This is a genomic window from Symbiobacterium turbinis, assembly GCF_055383075.1.
Genome location: NZ_AP042433.1, coordinates 1,260,589 through 1,274,605 on the forward strand (window position 1 = coordinate 1,260,589; position 14,017 = coordinate 1,274,605).

A 14,017-nucleotide genomic window follows, 5' to 3' on the forward strand; every position below is an offset into this window, starting at 1 on the left:
CGCCCCCTGCTATTTTTTCATGTTCCAATTATCACATCCGTACTTCGTTTCGACAAGCATCTGCACATCTTTTTCTTCAGCCACCGTGAGCTTCCCCGGGGTCAGCGTCAGCCCGAGCCCCCGGGCGAAACCGGCCGCAAAGGCGTCGCGGGCCTCGGCATAGCTCACCTTCCGGCCCAGGGCCTCCGCCAGGGTCGTCGCCTTCGCGCGGAAGCGCGCCATGAGCCGCTCCGCAGGCACGCCCTCGGGTAGCCGCATCAGCCGAAAGAGCAGCGGCACGTCGATGTCCAGCAGGATCGACCCGTGCTGCAGGATCACCCCGTCGCGGCGCGTCTGGGCCGAACCGGCCACCTTGCGGCCGCCGACCTGCAGCTCGTAGGCCGAGGCCGTGTCGAAGCAGGCGGTGTGAAAGCCGCCGGGGTCCGCCCGCCGCGGGTCCCGGTCGCCCCCGGAGAGCTCCGCCCGCACGCCCAGCTCCTCCAGCCCGGCCAGCAGCCCCAGCGAGATCTCCCGGTACGTCTCGACGACGCCTCCCGGCAATAGCTCTTCCTGAATCACCACACTATATGTCAGCTCCATGTGGTGGAAGATCAGCCGGCCGCCGGTGGGCCGCCGCACGTAGCCGTAGCCGCCGGCGCGCACCGCCTCCAGATCGACCTCCTCCCGCATGGACTGGAAGTAGCCGATCGAGACCGCCGCAGGCTCCCAGCCGTAAAAGCGCAGGGTGGGCGGCACCTCGCCCCGCCCGTGGGCCAGGGCGATCGCCTCGTCGATGGCCATGTTCTCCGGCCCCGGGCGGTGCCCGGTGTCCAGAAGCCGCCAGTTCGTCTCCTTCAGCGCCATGCGTCACAACACCGCCGTAAGTTGCCATTTCCTTGCGCAAAGGCGGGTGGGGCGTGCCCTCCGGCACCCCCCACCCTCCTCACGTCAGCACGGGTTTGCCCGGTAGCGCAGGTTCGGCCGTCTGGCCGCCAGCGCTTCGTCCAGCCGCCCCACCGGGGTGGTGTGGGGAGCGGACTTCACGTGCTCCGGATTGGACCTGGCCTCGTCGTGGATGCGGATCATCGCGTCGATGAAGCGATCCAGGGTGGCCTTGTCCTCCGTCTCGGTGGGCTCGATCATCAGGGCCTCCTCCACGATCAGCGGGAAGTAGATCGTGGGCGGATGGATGCCCTCGTCCAGCAGCCGCTTCGCCACATCCAGCGTCTTCACGCCGGTCTCCTGCTTCAGGGTGCGGGCCGACAGCACGCACTCGTGCATGCAGTGCCGGTCTACATAGGGTTCGTAGTACTGCTTCAGGCGCGCCAGCACGTAGTTGGCGTTGAGCACCGCGTACTCGGAGACCTCCTTCAGCGCCGGGCCGTGGGCCAGCACGTAGGCGTAGGCCCGCACCACGACGCCGAAGTTGCCCCAGAAGCCGTGCAGCTTGCCGATGGACTGCGGGCGGTCCCAGTCGAGCACGTACCGGTCGTCCTTCTTCTCCACCACCGGCACCGGCAGGAAGGGCTCGAGGAAGGACTTGATGCCCACCGGGCCGCTGCCGGGCCCGCCGCCGCCGTGCGGGGTCGAGAAGGTCTTGTGCAGGTTCAGGTGGACGACGTCGAACCCCATATCGCCCGGCCGGGCGTAGCCCATGATGGCGTTCAGGTTCGCGCCGTCGTAGTAGCAGAGCCCGCCCGCCTGGTGGACGATCTCCGTGATCTCCTTCACGTGGGGGTCGAAGAGACCCAGGGTGGACGGGTTGGTCATCATGAGCGCGGCCGTCTTCGGCCCGACGACCTCCCGCAGCGACTCCACGTCGATGGAGCCGTCGGGCAGTGACTTCACCGGGACGACCCGGTAGCCCGCCATCGCCGCGGTGGCCGGGTTGGTGCCGTGGGCCGAGTCGGGCACGATGACCTCGTCGCGCTCGCCCTCGCCCCGGGACTCGTGGTAGGCCCGGATCAGGAGGATGCCGGTCAGCTCGCCCTGCGCGCCGGCCGCCGGCTGGAACGTCATCCGGTCCATCCCGGTGACCTCGCAGAGCCAGCCCTCCAGCGTGTGGAGCAGCTCCAGGTTGCCCTGCACCGTCTCATCCGGCTGCAGCGGGTGCGTGAGAGCAAAGCCCGGAATGCGGGCCGCCTCCTCGTTGATCTTCGGGTTGTACTTCATCGTGCAGGAGCCCAGGGGGTAGAAGTCCACGTCCACCCCGTGGTTCAGCCGGCTCAGCTGCGTGAAGTGGCGGACGACCTCGATCTCGGAGAGCTCAGGCAGCGCCGCCGGGGTCTGGCGGATCAGGTCCGCCGGAATCGCCTCGCTGAGCTCGACCGTCGGCACATCCGGCGCGGGGAAGGTGACCGCCCGCTTGCCGGGGGTCGACTTCTCGAAGAGCAGCGGTACGAGGGCCATCCTACTTCACCTCCCCGAGCGCGGACACGAGGCGGTCGATCTCCGCCCGGGTCCGCTGTTCGGTGACCGCGAAGGTCACGGCGCCGGCTGCCCCGTCCAGGATCTCCGGGTAGGCCGCTCCGGCATCCAGGCCGCCCAGGATCTTCTGCGTCAGCAGGTGCCGGCTCACGTCCGCGGCAGAGGCCGGGGCCAGCGCCGTAAACTCCTTGAAGAAGGGCGCGTCGCCGGCCAGCCGCCACCCGGGCAGCTTCGCGATCTGCTGGGCCGCGTAGTGCGCCTTCTGGAGCGACAGGTTCGCGACCTCCCTGAGCCCCTCCTTGCCCACCAGGGCCAGGTACACCGTCGCCGCCAGGGCGATGAGCGCCTGGTTGGTGCAGATGTTGGAGGTGGCCTTTTCCCGCCGGATGTGCTGCTCGCGTGCCTGCATGGTGAGCACGAAGCCCCGCTGGCCGCGGGTGTCCACCGTGGCGCCGGCGATGCGGCCGGGCATCTTGCGGGCGAACCGGTCCCGGGTCGCCAGGATGCCCAGGTACGGCCCCCCGTAGGAGAGGGGCACGCCGAGCCCCTGTCCCTCGGCCACCACGATGTCGGCCCCGTAGTGGCCCGGGGCCTCCAGGATGCCCAGGGAGACCGGATCTACGGCCACCACGAAGAGGCCGTTCTTGGCATGAACCAGGGCCTCGATCTCCCGCACCTCCTCCAGGTAGCCCAGGTAGTTGGGCATCTGGAGCAGGAGGCCGCCGACCTCGTCGGTCATCAGGGCCTCGAGCCGGTTCAGGTCGAGCGTCACGCCGTCCAGCGGCACCTCGATCAACTCGACGCCGATGCCGTGCATGTAGGTCTGCACGACCCGCCGGTACTGCGGGCTCACGGAACGGGCGACCAGGAGCTTGGACCGGCCGGTCTGGTTGACCACCATGCCCGCGGCCTCGGCCAGGGCCGAGGCGCCGTCGTACATGGAGGCGTTGGAGAGGTCCATGCCGGTCAGCTCGCACATCAGCGACTGGTACTCGTAGATGGCCTGCAAAACGCCCTGAGAGATTTCGGGCTGGTACGGAGTATAAGCGGTGAGGAACTCACCCCGGCGCAGCACCGCGTCAACCGCGGCGGGCACGTAATGGTCGTACGCGCCGCCGCCCAGGAAGCAGGCATACTCCGCCGTGTGGACGTTCTGAGCAGCCAGCTCCCGCATGTGAGCGAGCAGTTCCATCTCCGTGAGCGCCGGGGGCAGGTTGAGCGGCCGGTTCAGGCGCACCTCTGCCGGGATGTTGGCAGCGAAAAGCTCCTCGGTGGAACTGACGCCGATCTCCCGCAGCATGGCCGCCTTGTCGGCCTGCGTAATCGGGATGTAGCGCATTTAGCCCTCCTTGGTGAACGCCTCGTAGGCCGCCGCATCGAGCAGGCTGTCCAGCTCCGACGGGTCGGCCAACTCGATCTTCAGAATCCAGCCCTCGCCGTAGGGATCCTGGTTGATCAGCTCCGGCGAGTTCTCCAGCGCGGTGTTGATCTCCACGACCTTGCCCGACACGGGGCAGTACAGATCCGACACGGTCTTGACCGACTCCACCACACCGAATTGCTCGTTCTGCTTCAGCTCACGACCGACCTCGGGCATCTCGACGAAGACCACGTCGCCCAGCTGGTCCTGGGCGAACCAGGTGATGCCCACGACGCCGATGTTGCCATCAACCCTGATCCACTCGTGCTCCTTGGAGTACTTCAGATCCGCCGGTACGTTCGCCATTTTCCGCGTCCTCCCTGTGCGTAGTTCTCGCCTTTGTCGATCAACGCTTATGCGGGGACCGGTAGAAGGGGGTCTCCACGACCCGTGCCTTCAGGGCCCGGCCCCGAATGATGACCTCCACCTCGGTTCCCACGGCGCTGTGGGCGACGGGGACGTAGGCCAGCGCGATGTTCTTCTCCAGCGTCGGAGAGAAGCTGCCGGTCGTCACCTCGCCGACCACCTCGCCCCCCACGGCCACCGGGTAGCCCTGCCGGGGGATGCCCCGGTCGATCATCTCGATCCCCACCAGCTTGCGGGTCAGCCCCTGCTCCTTCAGCCGGGCCAGCGCCTCGCGCCCGATGAAGTCTACGCCCTTCTTCAGCTTCACCGCAAAGCCGAGGCCCGCCTCCAGCGGGTTGTGCTGCTCGCTGATCTCGTGGCCGTAGAGCGGCAGCCTCGCCTCGAAGCGGAGCGTATCCCGGGCGCCCAGGCCGCAGGGCAGAAGCCCCTTCTCCTCGCCCGCCTCCAGCAGCGCCTCCCACAGGCCGGCCACATCTTCGGCCTTCACGTAGATCTCGAAGCCGTCCTCGCCGGTGTACCCGGTGCGAGAGATCACCAGGCTCTGCACCCCGGCCACGGTGACGCCCGTGCTCAGGCTGAACGGGGCCATCTGCGACAGCACCGCCCCCGGCGCCAGCGGCTGCAGGATCTCCTCCGCCAGCGGCCCCTGCAGGGCCAGCAGGGCGATCTCATCCGACCGGTCGATCAGCTCCAGGTTGGTGAGTCCAGCCCGCTCCCTGGCGGCGTTGATCCACTCCCAGTCCTTCCGGGTATTGCCGGCGTTGACCACCAGCCAGTAGCGGTGCTCGCCCAGCCGGTAGATGAGGATGTCGTCGACGACGGTGCCGTTCTCGTAGCACATCAGCGCGTACTGCACCCGCCCGACCGCCAGTTTGGCGGCGTCGTTGGTGCTGATGAGCTGGATCAGGTCCAGCGCCTGGGGACCCCTCACCTCAAACTCGCCCATGTGCGACACGTCGAAGAGGCCGGCCGCCTGCCGCACGGCCCGGTGCTCCTCGATGACGCCGGAGTACTGCACCGGCATCTCCCAGCCGCCGAAGGGCACCATGCGCGCGCCCAGCTTCAGGTGCAACTCGTACAGGGGCGTCCGTTTCAGCGACTCGTTCACTGCCACACCTCGCTTCCGCTTGCTTAGTCTTGCCAACTCGCCGGGGGGGTTACTCCACCCCCGGGCGTGGAAAAGGGGACAGCCCCTGCACCCGGGCCGCCGCCCGCCGTGAGCTCTGTCCCCGGTGGTTCAGAGTCGTCTTGGGGGGTCTATGGGGATTGACGGTAACTGTATTCCCTACCGATATCCAAGACTCCTGCTATGCCATGATCCTCACGACGTCCCCGGGCTGCGTCCCTCCCGCCGCCCCGGCCGGAATTTCGAGCACGGCCCGGGCCCCGGCCACCAGCGGGCTGACGCGCCACGGCGGGAAGGCTCGCAGGACGCGCAGGACACGGCCCTCCGGATCCATGAAGACCAGGTCCAGGGGGAAGCGCATGAAGTGGGTGTGCACCTGGCGGCAGGGCTCCAGCCAGAGCCCCTCGCCCGGCTCCAGCCGGGGGCGGAACATCAGGCCCATGAGCCGCAGGCGGAAGGTATCGGCCCGGCGGATGCGGTCGCCCAGGACGAGGCCGCGGGTGAGGTTGCGGACGATCACAGGCGGTCGACCTCCCGTTTGAGCGGTGAGCAGTGGGCTGTGGGCTGTGGGCAGTGGACGGTGAGCGGTGAGCAGTGGGCTGTGGGCAGTGGACGGTGAGCGGTGGGCGGTTGGGGTCTGGCGGTGGCGTACAGCGAAGTGTTCGGTGAACGTCATTCCATTTCCTGCCATGAGCGTGACTGATCTCAGCACCGCCGGTGCTGGTCCCGGCGACGTGACGACGCTGCGCCTTGACCAGAGCCATGCCGGGCACACCACTGTGCCCGGCATGGCTCATCCAGGTACGCCGTTGTACCCGCAGCGCGGCACCTCGTTGTGCCTCTGGTGCGGCAGGCGCCCCGTTGCGCCGCCGCACCGGTTCACTGTCCGTTCGGGCACGCCGTTGTGCCCGTCATTCCCCCGCTTCCGGCCGCCAGACCCGCGGCTCATCCACGGTCCGCTCGCCGTCCCACCGGAGCAGGACCACGGCGCCGGGAGGAACCCGCCAGTCCCAGAGCCCCCTGCCGGTCAGGTGGGCAAGCACCGTGCGGATCACACCGCCGTGTGTGACCACGACGGCCCCGTCCTGCCGGGGCAGGGCGGCCAGGGCCCGGCTCCGCAGCGACGCCAGGCTCTCCCCGCCCGGGGGCGGCGCGTGCTCCGGGTCGGCCAGCCATGCGGCGAGCTCCTCGGGCCACTGCCGGGCGATCTCCTCGTACGTCAGGCCGGAGAAGCGCCCGAAGTTCAGTTCCCGCAGCCTTGGGTCGGGCGCGGGCGTGAGCCCCGTGGCCCTCCCGATCGGCTCGGCGGTCTGGCGGCACCGCATGAGGTCGCTGGTGCGCACGCCGGTGAGCCGAAACCGGCTCAGGTAACGCGCAGCCGCTTCCGCCTGAGCGAGCCCCTCTGCGCTGAGCGGGTGCTCCTCCCATCCGACGTACCGCCCTTCCGCGTTGGCAGCCGTCGCGCCGTGGCGCACCAGGAAGAGCGTGCAGGTCACGGCGCCTCCTCCTCCAGGATGCTGCGCAGCAGGGCGATCAGCCGCCGGTTCTCTGGCCGGGTGCGCACAGCAAGCCGCATGTGATGCTCCGTCAGCCCGGCAAAGGAGCGGCAGTCGCGTATCAGCACACCCCGGGGTCTCAGCCGCCGCTGGATCTCGTGGGCGGGCAGCGGCGCCCGCACCAGCACGAAGTTGGCAGATGGCGGATAGACGATAAACCCCGGCAGGCTCGCCAGCTGCTCGGCGAGATAGGCCCGTTCCACGGCCACCCAGTGCCGGGTGCGGGCGGCGTAGGCCTCATCGCTCAGGGCCGCGAGCGCTGCGGCCTGCGCCAGGCTGTTCACGCTCCAGGGGTCGCGCGCCGCGTCCAACTCGGCCACCATCCAGCGCGGGGCCACCGCATACCCGACCCGCAGTCCGGGCAGGGCGAAAAACTTCGTGAGCGACCGCACCACGACCAGGTTGCAGCGGTAGGGCACACGGGCGATCACGGAGCCGGCCTCGCCCGCGGCTGTGAGGTCGATGAAGGCCTCGTCGATGAGCAGAGTCGCCTCCGTCCGCTCGGCCGCCCGCAGGAGCTGCTCCGGCGTGAACAGGTGGCCGGTGGGATTGTGGGGGTTGCAGATGATCCACCAGTCCCCCCGCCGCAGCTGGGGCGGCGGATCGGTGCGGTCGTGCGCGACGGGCAGCAGCTCGGCCCCGGCAGCCCGGGCGGCGCGCGCGTACTCCGCAAAGCCGGGTTCGGGCAGTGCCACCCGGAAGCCTGACGCCAGGCGGAGCAGCAGGTACAGCACCTCCGCCGCGCCGTTTCCCACCAGCACCATCGACTCGTCCAACTGATGGCGCCGGGCCAGGGCGGCCCGCAGCCGGCGGGCGAACGGCTCGGGGTAGTGCGCGACTCCGGCGAGGGCCGCCTGCGCCGCGGCCACCGCGCCCGCGGGCGGGCCCAGCGGGTTGATGTTGGCGCTGAAGTCGCAGAAACCCCCGGGCGGCTCGCCCCAGCGGGCCCGCGCCACAGCCAGGTCGCCGCCGTGCAGGGTCATCATCCTGTCCACCTCCCTGTCTGCAGAGCGAAGCAGGCGATCGCCGCCAGTTCCGCCAGCTCGCACAAGGCTCCGTAAGTGTCGCCGGTCAGGCCGCCGAGTCGCCGCGAGAGCCACCGCCCGCCGGCCAGACCGACCCCGAGGGCGGCGAGCCACGCGCCCAGCCCCCGCAGGGCGGAGACCGTCACGGCTGCCGTCAGGCCCGGCGGGGCTGCCGGGCTCTGCCCCCACCACGCCAGGAGCCCCGGCACCCCGACAGCCAGCGTGAGGCCGCCCAGAAGCGCCCCGGCCAGCTGCGCCCCGCCCACGTGCCGGCCGAAGGCAGCGCCCATCCCTTCGGCACGGGCGGGCGGCCAGCGCACCGCCGCCAGGGGGATCACCATCCGCCCCACGGCCGGGGCCACCAGCAGGGCGGCTGCTGCCCGCGGCGGTGTCAGCTCCAGCAGCAGGGCCCACCGCAGCAGCAGGGCCAGGGCTCCCGCCGCTGCGCCCATCACGCCGACCCGGGAATCTTTCATGATCTCCAGCATCCGCTCGCGGCTCCGGGCGGAGAGCAGCCCGTCGGCGGCGTCCATCAGGCCGTCCAGGTGGACCGCACCGGTCGCACCGAGGCCCGCGGCCACGGCCGCGACGCCCGCCACGGCAGGCCCGAAGAGCAGCCTGCCCGCAAGCCAGGCGATCAGGCAGATGGCCCCCACCAGCAGGCCCACCAGGGGGAAGAACCCCGCCGCGCGGCCGAGATCCCGCATGTAGTCCGGGGTCTCAATTCGGCCCATGGGAATCCGGGTCAGAAAGGAGAGCGCGATGCGCACCCGGTCACCCCCTCACGCCAAGAACCAGAGCGTCAGCGCCCCGAGGCCCGTCCCGAGCAGGGTCGCCAGCCACATCCACCGCACCGCCTGCACGATGTGACCCGGCTGCAGCATCTCCAGCGGATCGCCCATGTGGGCCCGCCGCTCCGGCCTCCCGCCGTAGTGGTTGAGGCCGCCCAGCTGCACCCTCAGCAGGGCCGCCATCGCCGCCTCCGGCCAGCCGCTGTTGGGGCTGGGGTGGCGCGGCGCGTCCCGCAGGGCGATGCGGAGGGCCTTCGGGCTCAGGCCGGCCAGGGCCAGCAGCAGGGCGCTGAGCCGGGCAGGCGCCAGGTTGACCAGATCATCCAGCCGGGCGGAGGCCCAGCCGAACTCCAGGTAGCGCTCGTTCCGGTGGCCGACCATCGAATCCAGGGTGTTGGCGGCCTTGTAGGCCATCGCCAGCGGCGCGCCGCCGACCAGCCCCCAGAAGAGCGGCGCGATCACGCCGTCGCAGGTGGACTCGGCCACCGTCTCCACGGTCGCCCGGGTGACCTCGGCGGCGTCCAGCCCGGCCGTGTCCCTGCCGACGATGTGCGCCACCCGGCGCCGCGCCTCGCTGAGGTCCCCGGCCTTCAGCGGGCGGTAGACCGCCAGTGCGTGATCGGCCAGAGAGCGGGCCGCCAGGCAGGTGCTGAGGAGCCAGACCTCGGCGGCCACACCGAGCCAGGGATGCAGAGCCGCGGCCAGCCGGATGAGCCCCCAGGTGAGGCCCCAGGCCGCGGCCGGCAGCAGGAGGGCCAGTAGCATCCCGGCCGCCCGCAGCGGCAGCCGCGTCCGCCGCAGTCGCGGCTCGGCCCACGCAATCACCCGGCCCATGAGCGCCACCGGATGGGGCAGCCGGGCGGGATCGCCCACCGCCGCGTCCACCGCGAGGGCCGCCAGCGGCAGGTACCAGGGCGCCGCGGGAAACATTTCCGCCACGCTCACTCCGGGATCACCGTACCGATCCGCCTCAGATCGACGGCGATACCGGCCACGCAGGCGTAGACCTGGTCCGCCTCCCGCGCCAGCCACTGATTCAGCCGACCCTGGGCGTCGCGGAAGAGCCGCCCGAGCCGGTGCTCGGGCACCAGCCCCGCCCCGACCTCGTTGGACACGGCGATGAGCAGCGCGCCGCGCTCACGGGTCAGGCTGAGCAGCTGCGCCAGCTCCTGCCGGGCCCGGGCTTCGAACCCCTCCTCCCCCTGCAGCAGGTGGTTGGAGATAAGCAGGGTCACGCAGTCCAGCAGCACCGCATCCGCCGGCGCCTCGTGCAGGGCCTGCGCCAGGGCGGCCGCCGGCCTGAGCTCTTCCTCCACCGTGCGCCAGTGGGCCGGACGGCTCGCCCGGTGCCGGGCGATGCGGTCGGCCATCTCCGCATCGCCCGCCCGGCCGGTGGCCAGATAGACCACCCGCCGGAACGGCGAAGCCAAATGCTCCGCCCAGCGGCTCTTGCCGCTCCGCGCGCCGCCCAGCACCAGAATCACACCCGCCATGCGCATCGCCTCGCTCCCTTTGGGAAAGCGCCCCATCGGCCCGGTCACTGCTCGAAGAGCTCCGGGTGGAGATTCCGGGCGAACCACTGGAGCCCCTGAATCAGGCGGGGGCCGGGGCGCACCACGATGTTCTCATCCGGCAGCCCCAGCACCCGGCCTTCCTTCACCGCCGCGATCGATGCCCAGCCAGGCCGCTCCCGGGCCTCCCGGGCCGCGGCCTCCGACGCGGTGACGATGATGTCGGGGTCTGCGGATACCAGTTCCTCCAGCGAGATAACCGGCCAGGGCTCGCCGGCGAAGGATGCGGCGTTGGTGCCGCCGGCGATGCGGATCATGTCGTCGATGAAGGAGCCCGGGCCGGCGGTGGTGATGGGATCGTGCCAGACCTGGTAGAACACCACGGGCCTGTTCTCCGCCAGCGCGGCCTTCCCGGCGATGGCTTCCACCTCACGCTGCATGTCCGCCACGAGCGCCTCCGCGGCCTGCTGGGCGTTCACCACCTGGCCCAGGGCGAGGATCCCCTCGTACAGCTCCTCAAAGTTGGAGGGGTTCAGCACGAAGGTGGTGAGCCCATAATCGTTCTCCAGCTTCTCCCGCGCCTCCACGGAGCCGCTGGTCAGGAGGAGCAGGTCGGGCTCCAGCGAGATGATCTTCTCGTAGTCGGGCGGGTAGAAACCGCCGATGGACTCGATCTCCTGCGCCTCGGGGGGATAGTCGTCCCAGTCGGAGCGCCCGACCAGCAGGTCGCCCTTGCCGAGCGCGAACATCAGCTCCGTGTTGGAGGGGGCGACGGAGATCACCCGCCTCGGCTCGGCGGCGATGGTCACCTGCCGGCCGGCGCCGTCCGTAATCGTGAGGGGATAGGCCGTCTGCCGGGGTTCGGCCTGCCCGGCGCTCCCCGTGCCAGCCTCCCGGTCTGCGGGCTGGTCGCTCGACTCAGCCGCCGGGGCTGCGGGCCGGCTGTCCGGGCTCGCCGCCGTCTGGCGGCCTGCGCAGCCTGTCAGGATGCCGATCACGAGCAGAAGGGAAAGCATGAGGGCTGCCAGCGAACGCTTCTTCACGGGATGTACCTCCATAAGTCCACTGTTCTATTTAAATGAAGATGCCGCTGAGGGCTGGTAAGCAGATCCGCCAACCATCGTCCTATCGAAGCTGCGCGACGACCGCCCATGGCTGGGTGAGCGTGAGGGCCAGCCCCTGCAGGGCCGACGGCGCCGCCGCGGCCAGCAGGCAGGTGACCGGACCCGCCGACTTCCCGAGGGGGAAACCCTCTTCCGCCGGGGCCCACTCCACCTCCAGCCCCGCGCTGGCGGCGAGATCCTCCGCCTCGGCGCGGATGCCGCGGGAGCCCACGGGCAGCAGGTCGTGCACCAGGGGGTCGCCGGCGAGCCGCCGGACCAGGGGAAGATCGGGCAGTTCGGGGTCATCGAGCCGCACCTCGCCCCCGACTTTCGGCCGCCCGACGGCGACGACCAGGTCGCCCGGCCGCGCCGTGCGCAGCGGCCGGTCCGGGGCCAGGTAACCAATGGCGGTCACGCCCAGGCCCGTCTGGACCGTCGGGATGTTCTTCTCGAAGGAGCCGTTGATCTGGTCGGCGGAAAGGCCCGCCAGGGCCGCCTCGTCGCAGATGCCCTGCAGGATCTCCCGCCCGGTGGGATCAGGCTCCACGCAGGTGTTGTTCACCAGGTGGAGCGGCTGCGCGCCGGCCGCGAGCAGCTCCATGAGGGCCACCCGGGCAGTGAACCGCCCGATGACGTACCCGGCCACCCGAATCACGTCGCGCTCCTTCGGCCCGATGCCGCCGGCGGCATCGCAGGCGATGACCAGCCGGCCGCCGCACGGCAGGTCCACCAGGGTCAGGTCCCGCCACCTCATCCGCCGAACCCCGCCCGCCTCAGGCCCAGCACCACCAGCAGCGCGACGGCTGCGTTGGCTCCCGCAGCGACGGTGAGCGGGAGGGCCAGGGCCGCGAACAGACCGAGCCCCAGCGGGTTCGGCAGCAGAGCCAGCAGGGCCGGTGCCAGAATGCCGTTGGCCACCACCAGCGCCGCCGCGCCGGCCACCAGACCGAAGCGCCGGGCTGCAAGCCCGCCCAGGCAGCCCACGCCGGCCATGGCCGCGGCGGTGGCCAGGTGGAACGGCAGGGTGAGCGGAAAGCCGGTGACGGCTGCCACGGCCACATGCCCCAGACCGCAGATCAGGGCGCCGGCCGCGGGGCCCATCAGGAGCGCTGCCACGAAGCCGGCCATCGCGTCGAAGGCGATGGAGCTCGGCCCCAACTTGATGTAGGCGCCCAGCACGCTGAGGGCCAGCAAGATTCCGAGCCTCACCAGGGTGTTTGTCCTCGCCAGCAGCACGAGCAGACCTCCTCTTCCCAGTAGAAATCGGTTGGCGGGCACGCCGTTGTGCCCATCCTCCGCGGCGCCTCGCTGCGCCCTGCTTTCGCCGGTGCCGGTCCGGCAGGCTACTGTGCTCCGATTCTTTGGTGCTCCGATTCCGCTGGTCGTCGTCAGGTGTTCCAGGGGCACGCCGTTGTGCCCGGCCTCTCAGGCACCGCGGTGTGACCGAGAGACCGATAAAGAAAACCCCCGGGCTCAGCCCGAGGGAAAGATATGACAGATCGAACGCATGGACAGCCATGCGAACGCCTCACCCTTTCACCCGAGGGTCGAGCGGCGCCAGCGCGGCAGGCAGGTTTCCTGACTCCGGATCCTCGCCGCCCCTCCGCCTTCCCGGCCTTCGGGCCAGTGGCACATCCTGAGGGGCGACTCCCCGTCACAGTGGCGGGACCGTGCCGGACTTGCACCGGCTTCCCTTTTAACTCCCGACCGCAGGGCCGGGAGCACCTACCGCTGTTTCTCTATGCAGTTGCCATCCCAAACCGGCACGCTGTTGTGCCCAGAACCCGCATGGGTCGTTCCCTGCGTCCGGCACCTCGCCGCACCGGAGCGCCCGCCCGTCACCGTTTACGGGCAAGCAGCTCCAGCACCAGGTCCACCCGGGCGTGCCGGCGCACGTGGTCGGCCAGCCGGTCCAGGGCCCCCTCCCGCGCCGCAGCGGACGGCGCCGGGGCGGTCACATCGGTCAGGCCCGCCCAGTCCTCCTCATCGAGGCCCAGGTCGGCCAGGTAGGGAATCACGCCGATCACCGGCAGGCCGGTGCGCTCCTCCAGCCAGCGCACGCCGTCCTCGAAGAGCGAGGCGTCGCCCCGGAAGCGGTTGATCACCAGCCCCTTCACCCGGGCCCGCTCGGCCGGGGGCAGCAGCTCCAGGGTGCCCACGATCGAGGCGAACACCCCGCCCCGGTCGATGTCGGCCACCAGCAGCACGTCGGCGTCCAGCAGTTCCGCAGTCGTCATGTTGGCCAGGTCACGGTCCCGCAGGTTCACCTCCACCGGCGAACCGGCCCCCTCGGCCACAATCACCTCGAACTCTGCCTCCAGCCGGGCAATTGCCTCCCGCACCGCCTGCAGGGCCACAGTGTGCGGATCGGCCGTGTACTGCTGCCAGGCCATTTCGCCCAGCGACCGGCCGTTGACGATCACCTCGGAGCGGACCTCCGACCGGGGCAGCAGCATCACCGGGTTCATCTCCACCCGGGGGGCCACCCCCGCCGCCTGCGCCTGCATGGCCTGCACCACGCTGATGCGCAGCCCGCCCTCGATCTCCGTCGCGGCGCAGGACATGTTCTGCGCCTTGAACGGCGCCACCCGGAAGCCCTCCTGGCGCAGGATGCGGCAGAAGGCCGCGGCCAGGGTCGACTTGCCCACGCTGGATGCGGTGCCCAGGAACATCAACGAACGTGCCATGACGGTGCCACCTCTTCTGCAAGATC

At 70.5% G+C, this 14,017-nt stretch carries 15 protein-coding genes and 1 riboswitch; all 15 genes read right to left on the bottom strand.

The genetic code is table 11. The features are described from left to right. Window positions 1-9: 9 nt before the first annotated feature. The 15 genes from ACZ45O_RS06095 to ACZ45O_RS06165 all read right to left on the bottom strand — a co-directional run bounded on the left by ACZ45O_RS06095 (window position 10) and on the right by ACZ45O_RS06165 (window position 13,991). Window positions 10-843 carry a lipoate--protein ligase family protein gene (locus ACZ45O_RS06095; protein WP_464856559.1) on the bottom strand — a complete coding sequence of 278 codons (834 nt, stop codon included), beginning with the start codon at window positions 841-843 and terminating at the stop codon, window positions 10-12. 84 nt (window positions 844-927) lie between these two features. Beyond that, complete coding sequence (gene gcvPB / locus ACZ45O_RS06100; RefSeq protein WP_464856561.1) at window positions 928-2,388, bottom strand: aminomethyl-transferring glycine dehydrogenase subunit GcvPB; 1,461 nt, start codon at window positions 2,386-2,388, stop codon at window positions 928-930. Between the two features lies 1 nt (window position 2,389). Next, complete coding sequence (gene gcvPA, locus ACZ45O_RS06105; protein ID WP_464856563.1) at window positions 2,390-3,745, bottom strand: aminomethyl-transferring glycine dehydrogenase subunit GcvPA; 1,356 nt, start codon at window positions 3,743-3,745, stop codon at window positions 2,390-2,392. Then, a complete protein-coding gene (gcvH, locus tag ACZ45O_RS06110) occupies window positions 3,746-4,132 on the bottom strand; it encodes a glycine cleavage system protein GcvH (protein WP_464856565.1) in 387 nt (128 codons plus the stop codon). It lies immediately after the preceding gene. A 40-nt stretch (window positions 4,133-4,172) separates the two neighbouring features. After that, the gene (gene gcvT, locus ACZ45O_RS06115) at window positions 4,173-5,300 is read right to left on the bottom strand and encodes a glycine cleavage system aminomethyltransferase GcvT (protein ID WP_464856567.1); all 1,128 of its coding nucleotides are present in this window, start codon (window positions 5,298-5,300) and stop codon (window positions 4,173-4,175) included. Window positions 5,301-5,499: 199 nt separating this feature from the next. Then, entirely contained in the window at window positions 5,500-5,838 is a 339-nt protein-coding gene (locus ACZ45O_RS06120; RefSeq protein ID WP_464856569.1) for a DUF192 domain-containing protein, read from the bottom strand. Between the two features lie 391 nt (window positions 5,839-6,229). Next, window positions 6,230-6,814, bottom strand: a complete 585-nt coding sequence (locus tag ACZ45O_RS06125; protein WP_464856570.1) for a histidine phosphatase family protein — start codon at window positions 6,812-6,814, stop codon at window positions 6,230-6,232. After that, window positions 6,811-7,860, bottom strand: coding sequence for a threonine-phosphate decarboxylase CobD (gene cobD / locus ACZ45O_RS06130; protein WP_464856572.1), 1,050 nt, complete (start codon window positions 7,858-7,860; stop codon window positions 6,811-6,813). The genes ACZ45O_RS06125 and cobD overlap by 4 nt, the downstream gene beginning before the upstream one ends. Beyond that, window positions 7,857-8,669, bottom strand: a complete 813-nt coding sequence (gene cobS / locus ACZ45O_RS06135) for an adenosylcobinamide-GDP ribazoletransferase (protein ID WP_464856574.1) — start codon at window positions 8,667-8,669, stop codon at window positions 7,857-7,859. The genes cobD and cobS overlap by 4 nt, the downstream gene beginning before the upstream one ends. Before the next feature lie 12 nt (window positions 8,670-8,681). After that, the gene (gene cbiB / locus ACZ45O_RS06140) at window positions 8,682-9,635 is read right to left on the bottom strand and encodes an adenosylcobinamide-phosphate synthase CbiB (protein WP_464856576.1); all 954 of its coding nucleotides are present in this window, start codon (window positions 9,633-9,635) and stop codon (window positions 8,682-8,684) included. After that, on the bottom strand, window positions 9,632-10,183 hold the full coding sequence (gene cobU, locus ACZ45O_RS06145; RefSeq protein WP_011196055.1) for a bifunctional adenosylcobinamide kinase/adenosylcobinamide-phosphate guanylyltransferase: 552 nt from the start codon (window positions 10,181-10,183) through the stop codon (window positions 9,632-9,634). The genes cbiB and cobU overlap by 4 nt, the downstream gene beginning before the upstream one ends. A 44-nt stretch (window positions 10,184-10,227) precedes the next feature. Continuing rightward, complete coding sequence (locus ACZ45O_RS06150; protein ID WP_464856578.1) at window positions 10,228-11,244, bottom strand: ABC transporter substrate-binding protein; 1,017 nt, start codon at window positions 11,242-11,244, stop codon at window positions 10,228-10,230. Window positions 11,245-11,326: 82 nt separating this feature from the next. After that, entirely contained in the window at window positions 11,327-12,058 is a 732-nt protein-coding gene (locus ACZ45O_RS06155) for an AIR synthase related protein (RefSeq protein ID WP_464856580.1), read from the bottom strand. Next, window positions 12,055-12,540, bottom strand: a complete 486-nt coding sequence (locus tag ACZ45O_RS06160) for an ECF transporter S component (protein ID WP_464856582.1) — start codon at window positions 12,538-12,540, stop codon at window positions 12,055-12,057. The genes ACZ45O_RS06155 and ACZ45O_RS06160 overlap by 4 nt, the downstream gene beginning before the upstream one ends. Before the next feature lie 315 nt (window positions 12,541-12,855). Next, window positions 12,856-13,048: riboswitch (cobalamin riboswitch) on the bottom strand. Window positions 13,049-13,142: 94 nt separating this feature from the next. Beyond that, window positions 13,143-13,991 (bottom strand): cobyric acid synthase, encoded by an 849-nt coding sequence (locus ACZ45O_RS06165; protein ID WP_464856584.1) that lies wholly within the window; start codon window positions 13,989-13,991, stop codon window positions 13,143-13,145. Window positions 13,992-14,017 lie beyond the last annotated feature (26 nt).

Bases quoted from the DNA above. Each gene is read 5' to 3' on its own strand.
- ACZ45O_RS06095 (WP_464856559.1), bottom strand. From the start codon at position 843: ATGGCGCTGAAGGAGACGAACTGGCGGCTTCTGGACACCGGGCACCGC.
- gcvPB (WP_464856561.1), bottom strand. From the start codon at position 2,388: ATGGCCCTCGTACCGCTGCTCTTCGAGAAGTCGACCCCCGGCAAGCGG.
- gcvPA (WP_464856563.1), bottom strand. From the start codon at position 3,745: ATGCGCTACATCCCGATTACGCAGGCCGACAAGGCGGCCATGCTGCGG.
- gcvH (WP_464856565.1), bottom strand. From the start codon at position 4,132: ATGGCGAACGTACCGGCGGATCTGAAGTACTCCAAGGAGCACGAGTGG.
- cobD (WP_464856572.1), bottom strand. From the start codon at position 7,860: ATGATGACCCTGCACGGCGGCGACCTGGCTGTGGCGCGGGCCCGCTGG.
- cobU (WP_011196055.1), bottom strand. From the start codon at position 10,183: ATGGCGGGTGTGATTCTGGTGCTGGGCGGCGCGCGGAGCGGCAAGAGC.
- ACZ45O_RS06155 (WP_464856580.1), bottom strand. From the start codon at position 12,058: ATGAGGTGGCGGGACCTGACCCTGGTGGACCTGCCGTGCGGCGGCCGG.
- ACZ45O_RS06165 (WP_464856584.1), bottom strand. From the start codon at position 13,991: ATGGCACGTTCGTTGATGTTCCTGGGCACCGCATCCAGCGTGGGCAAG.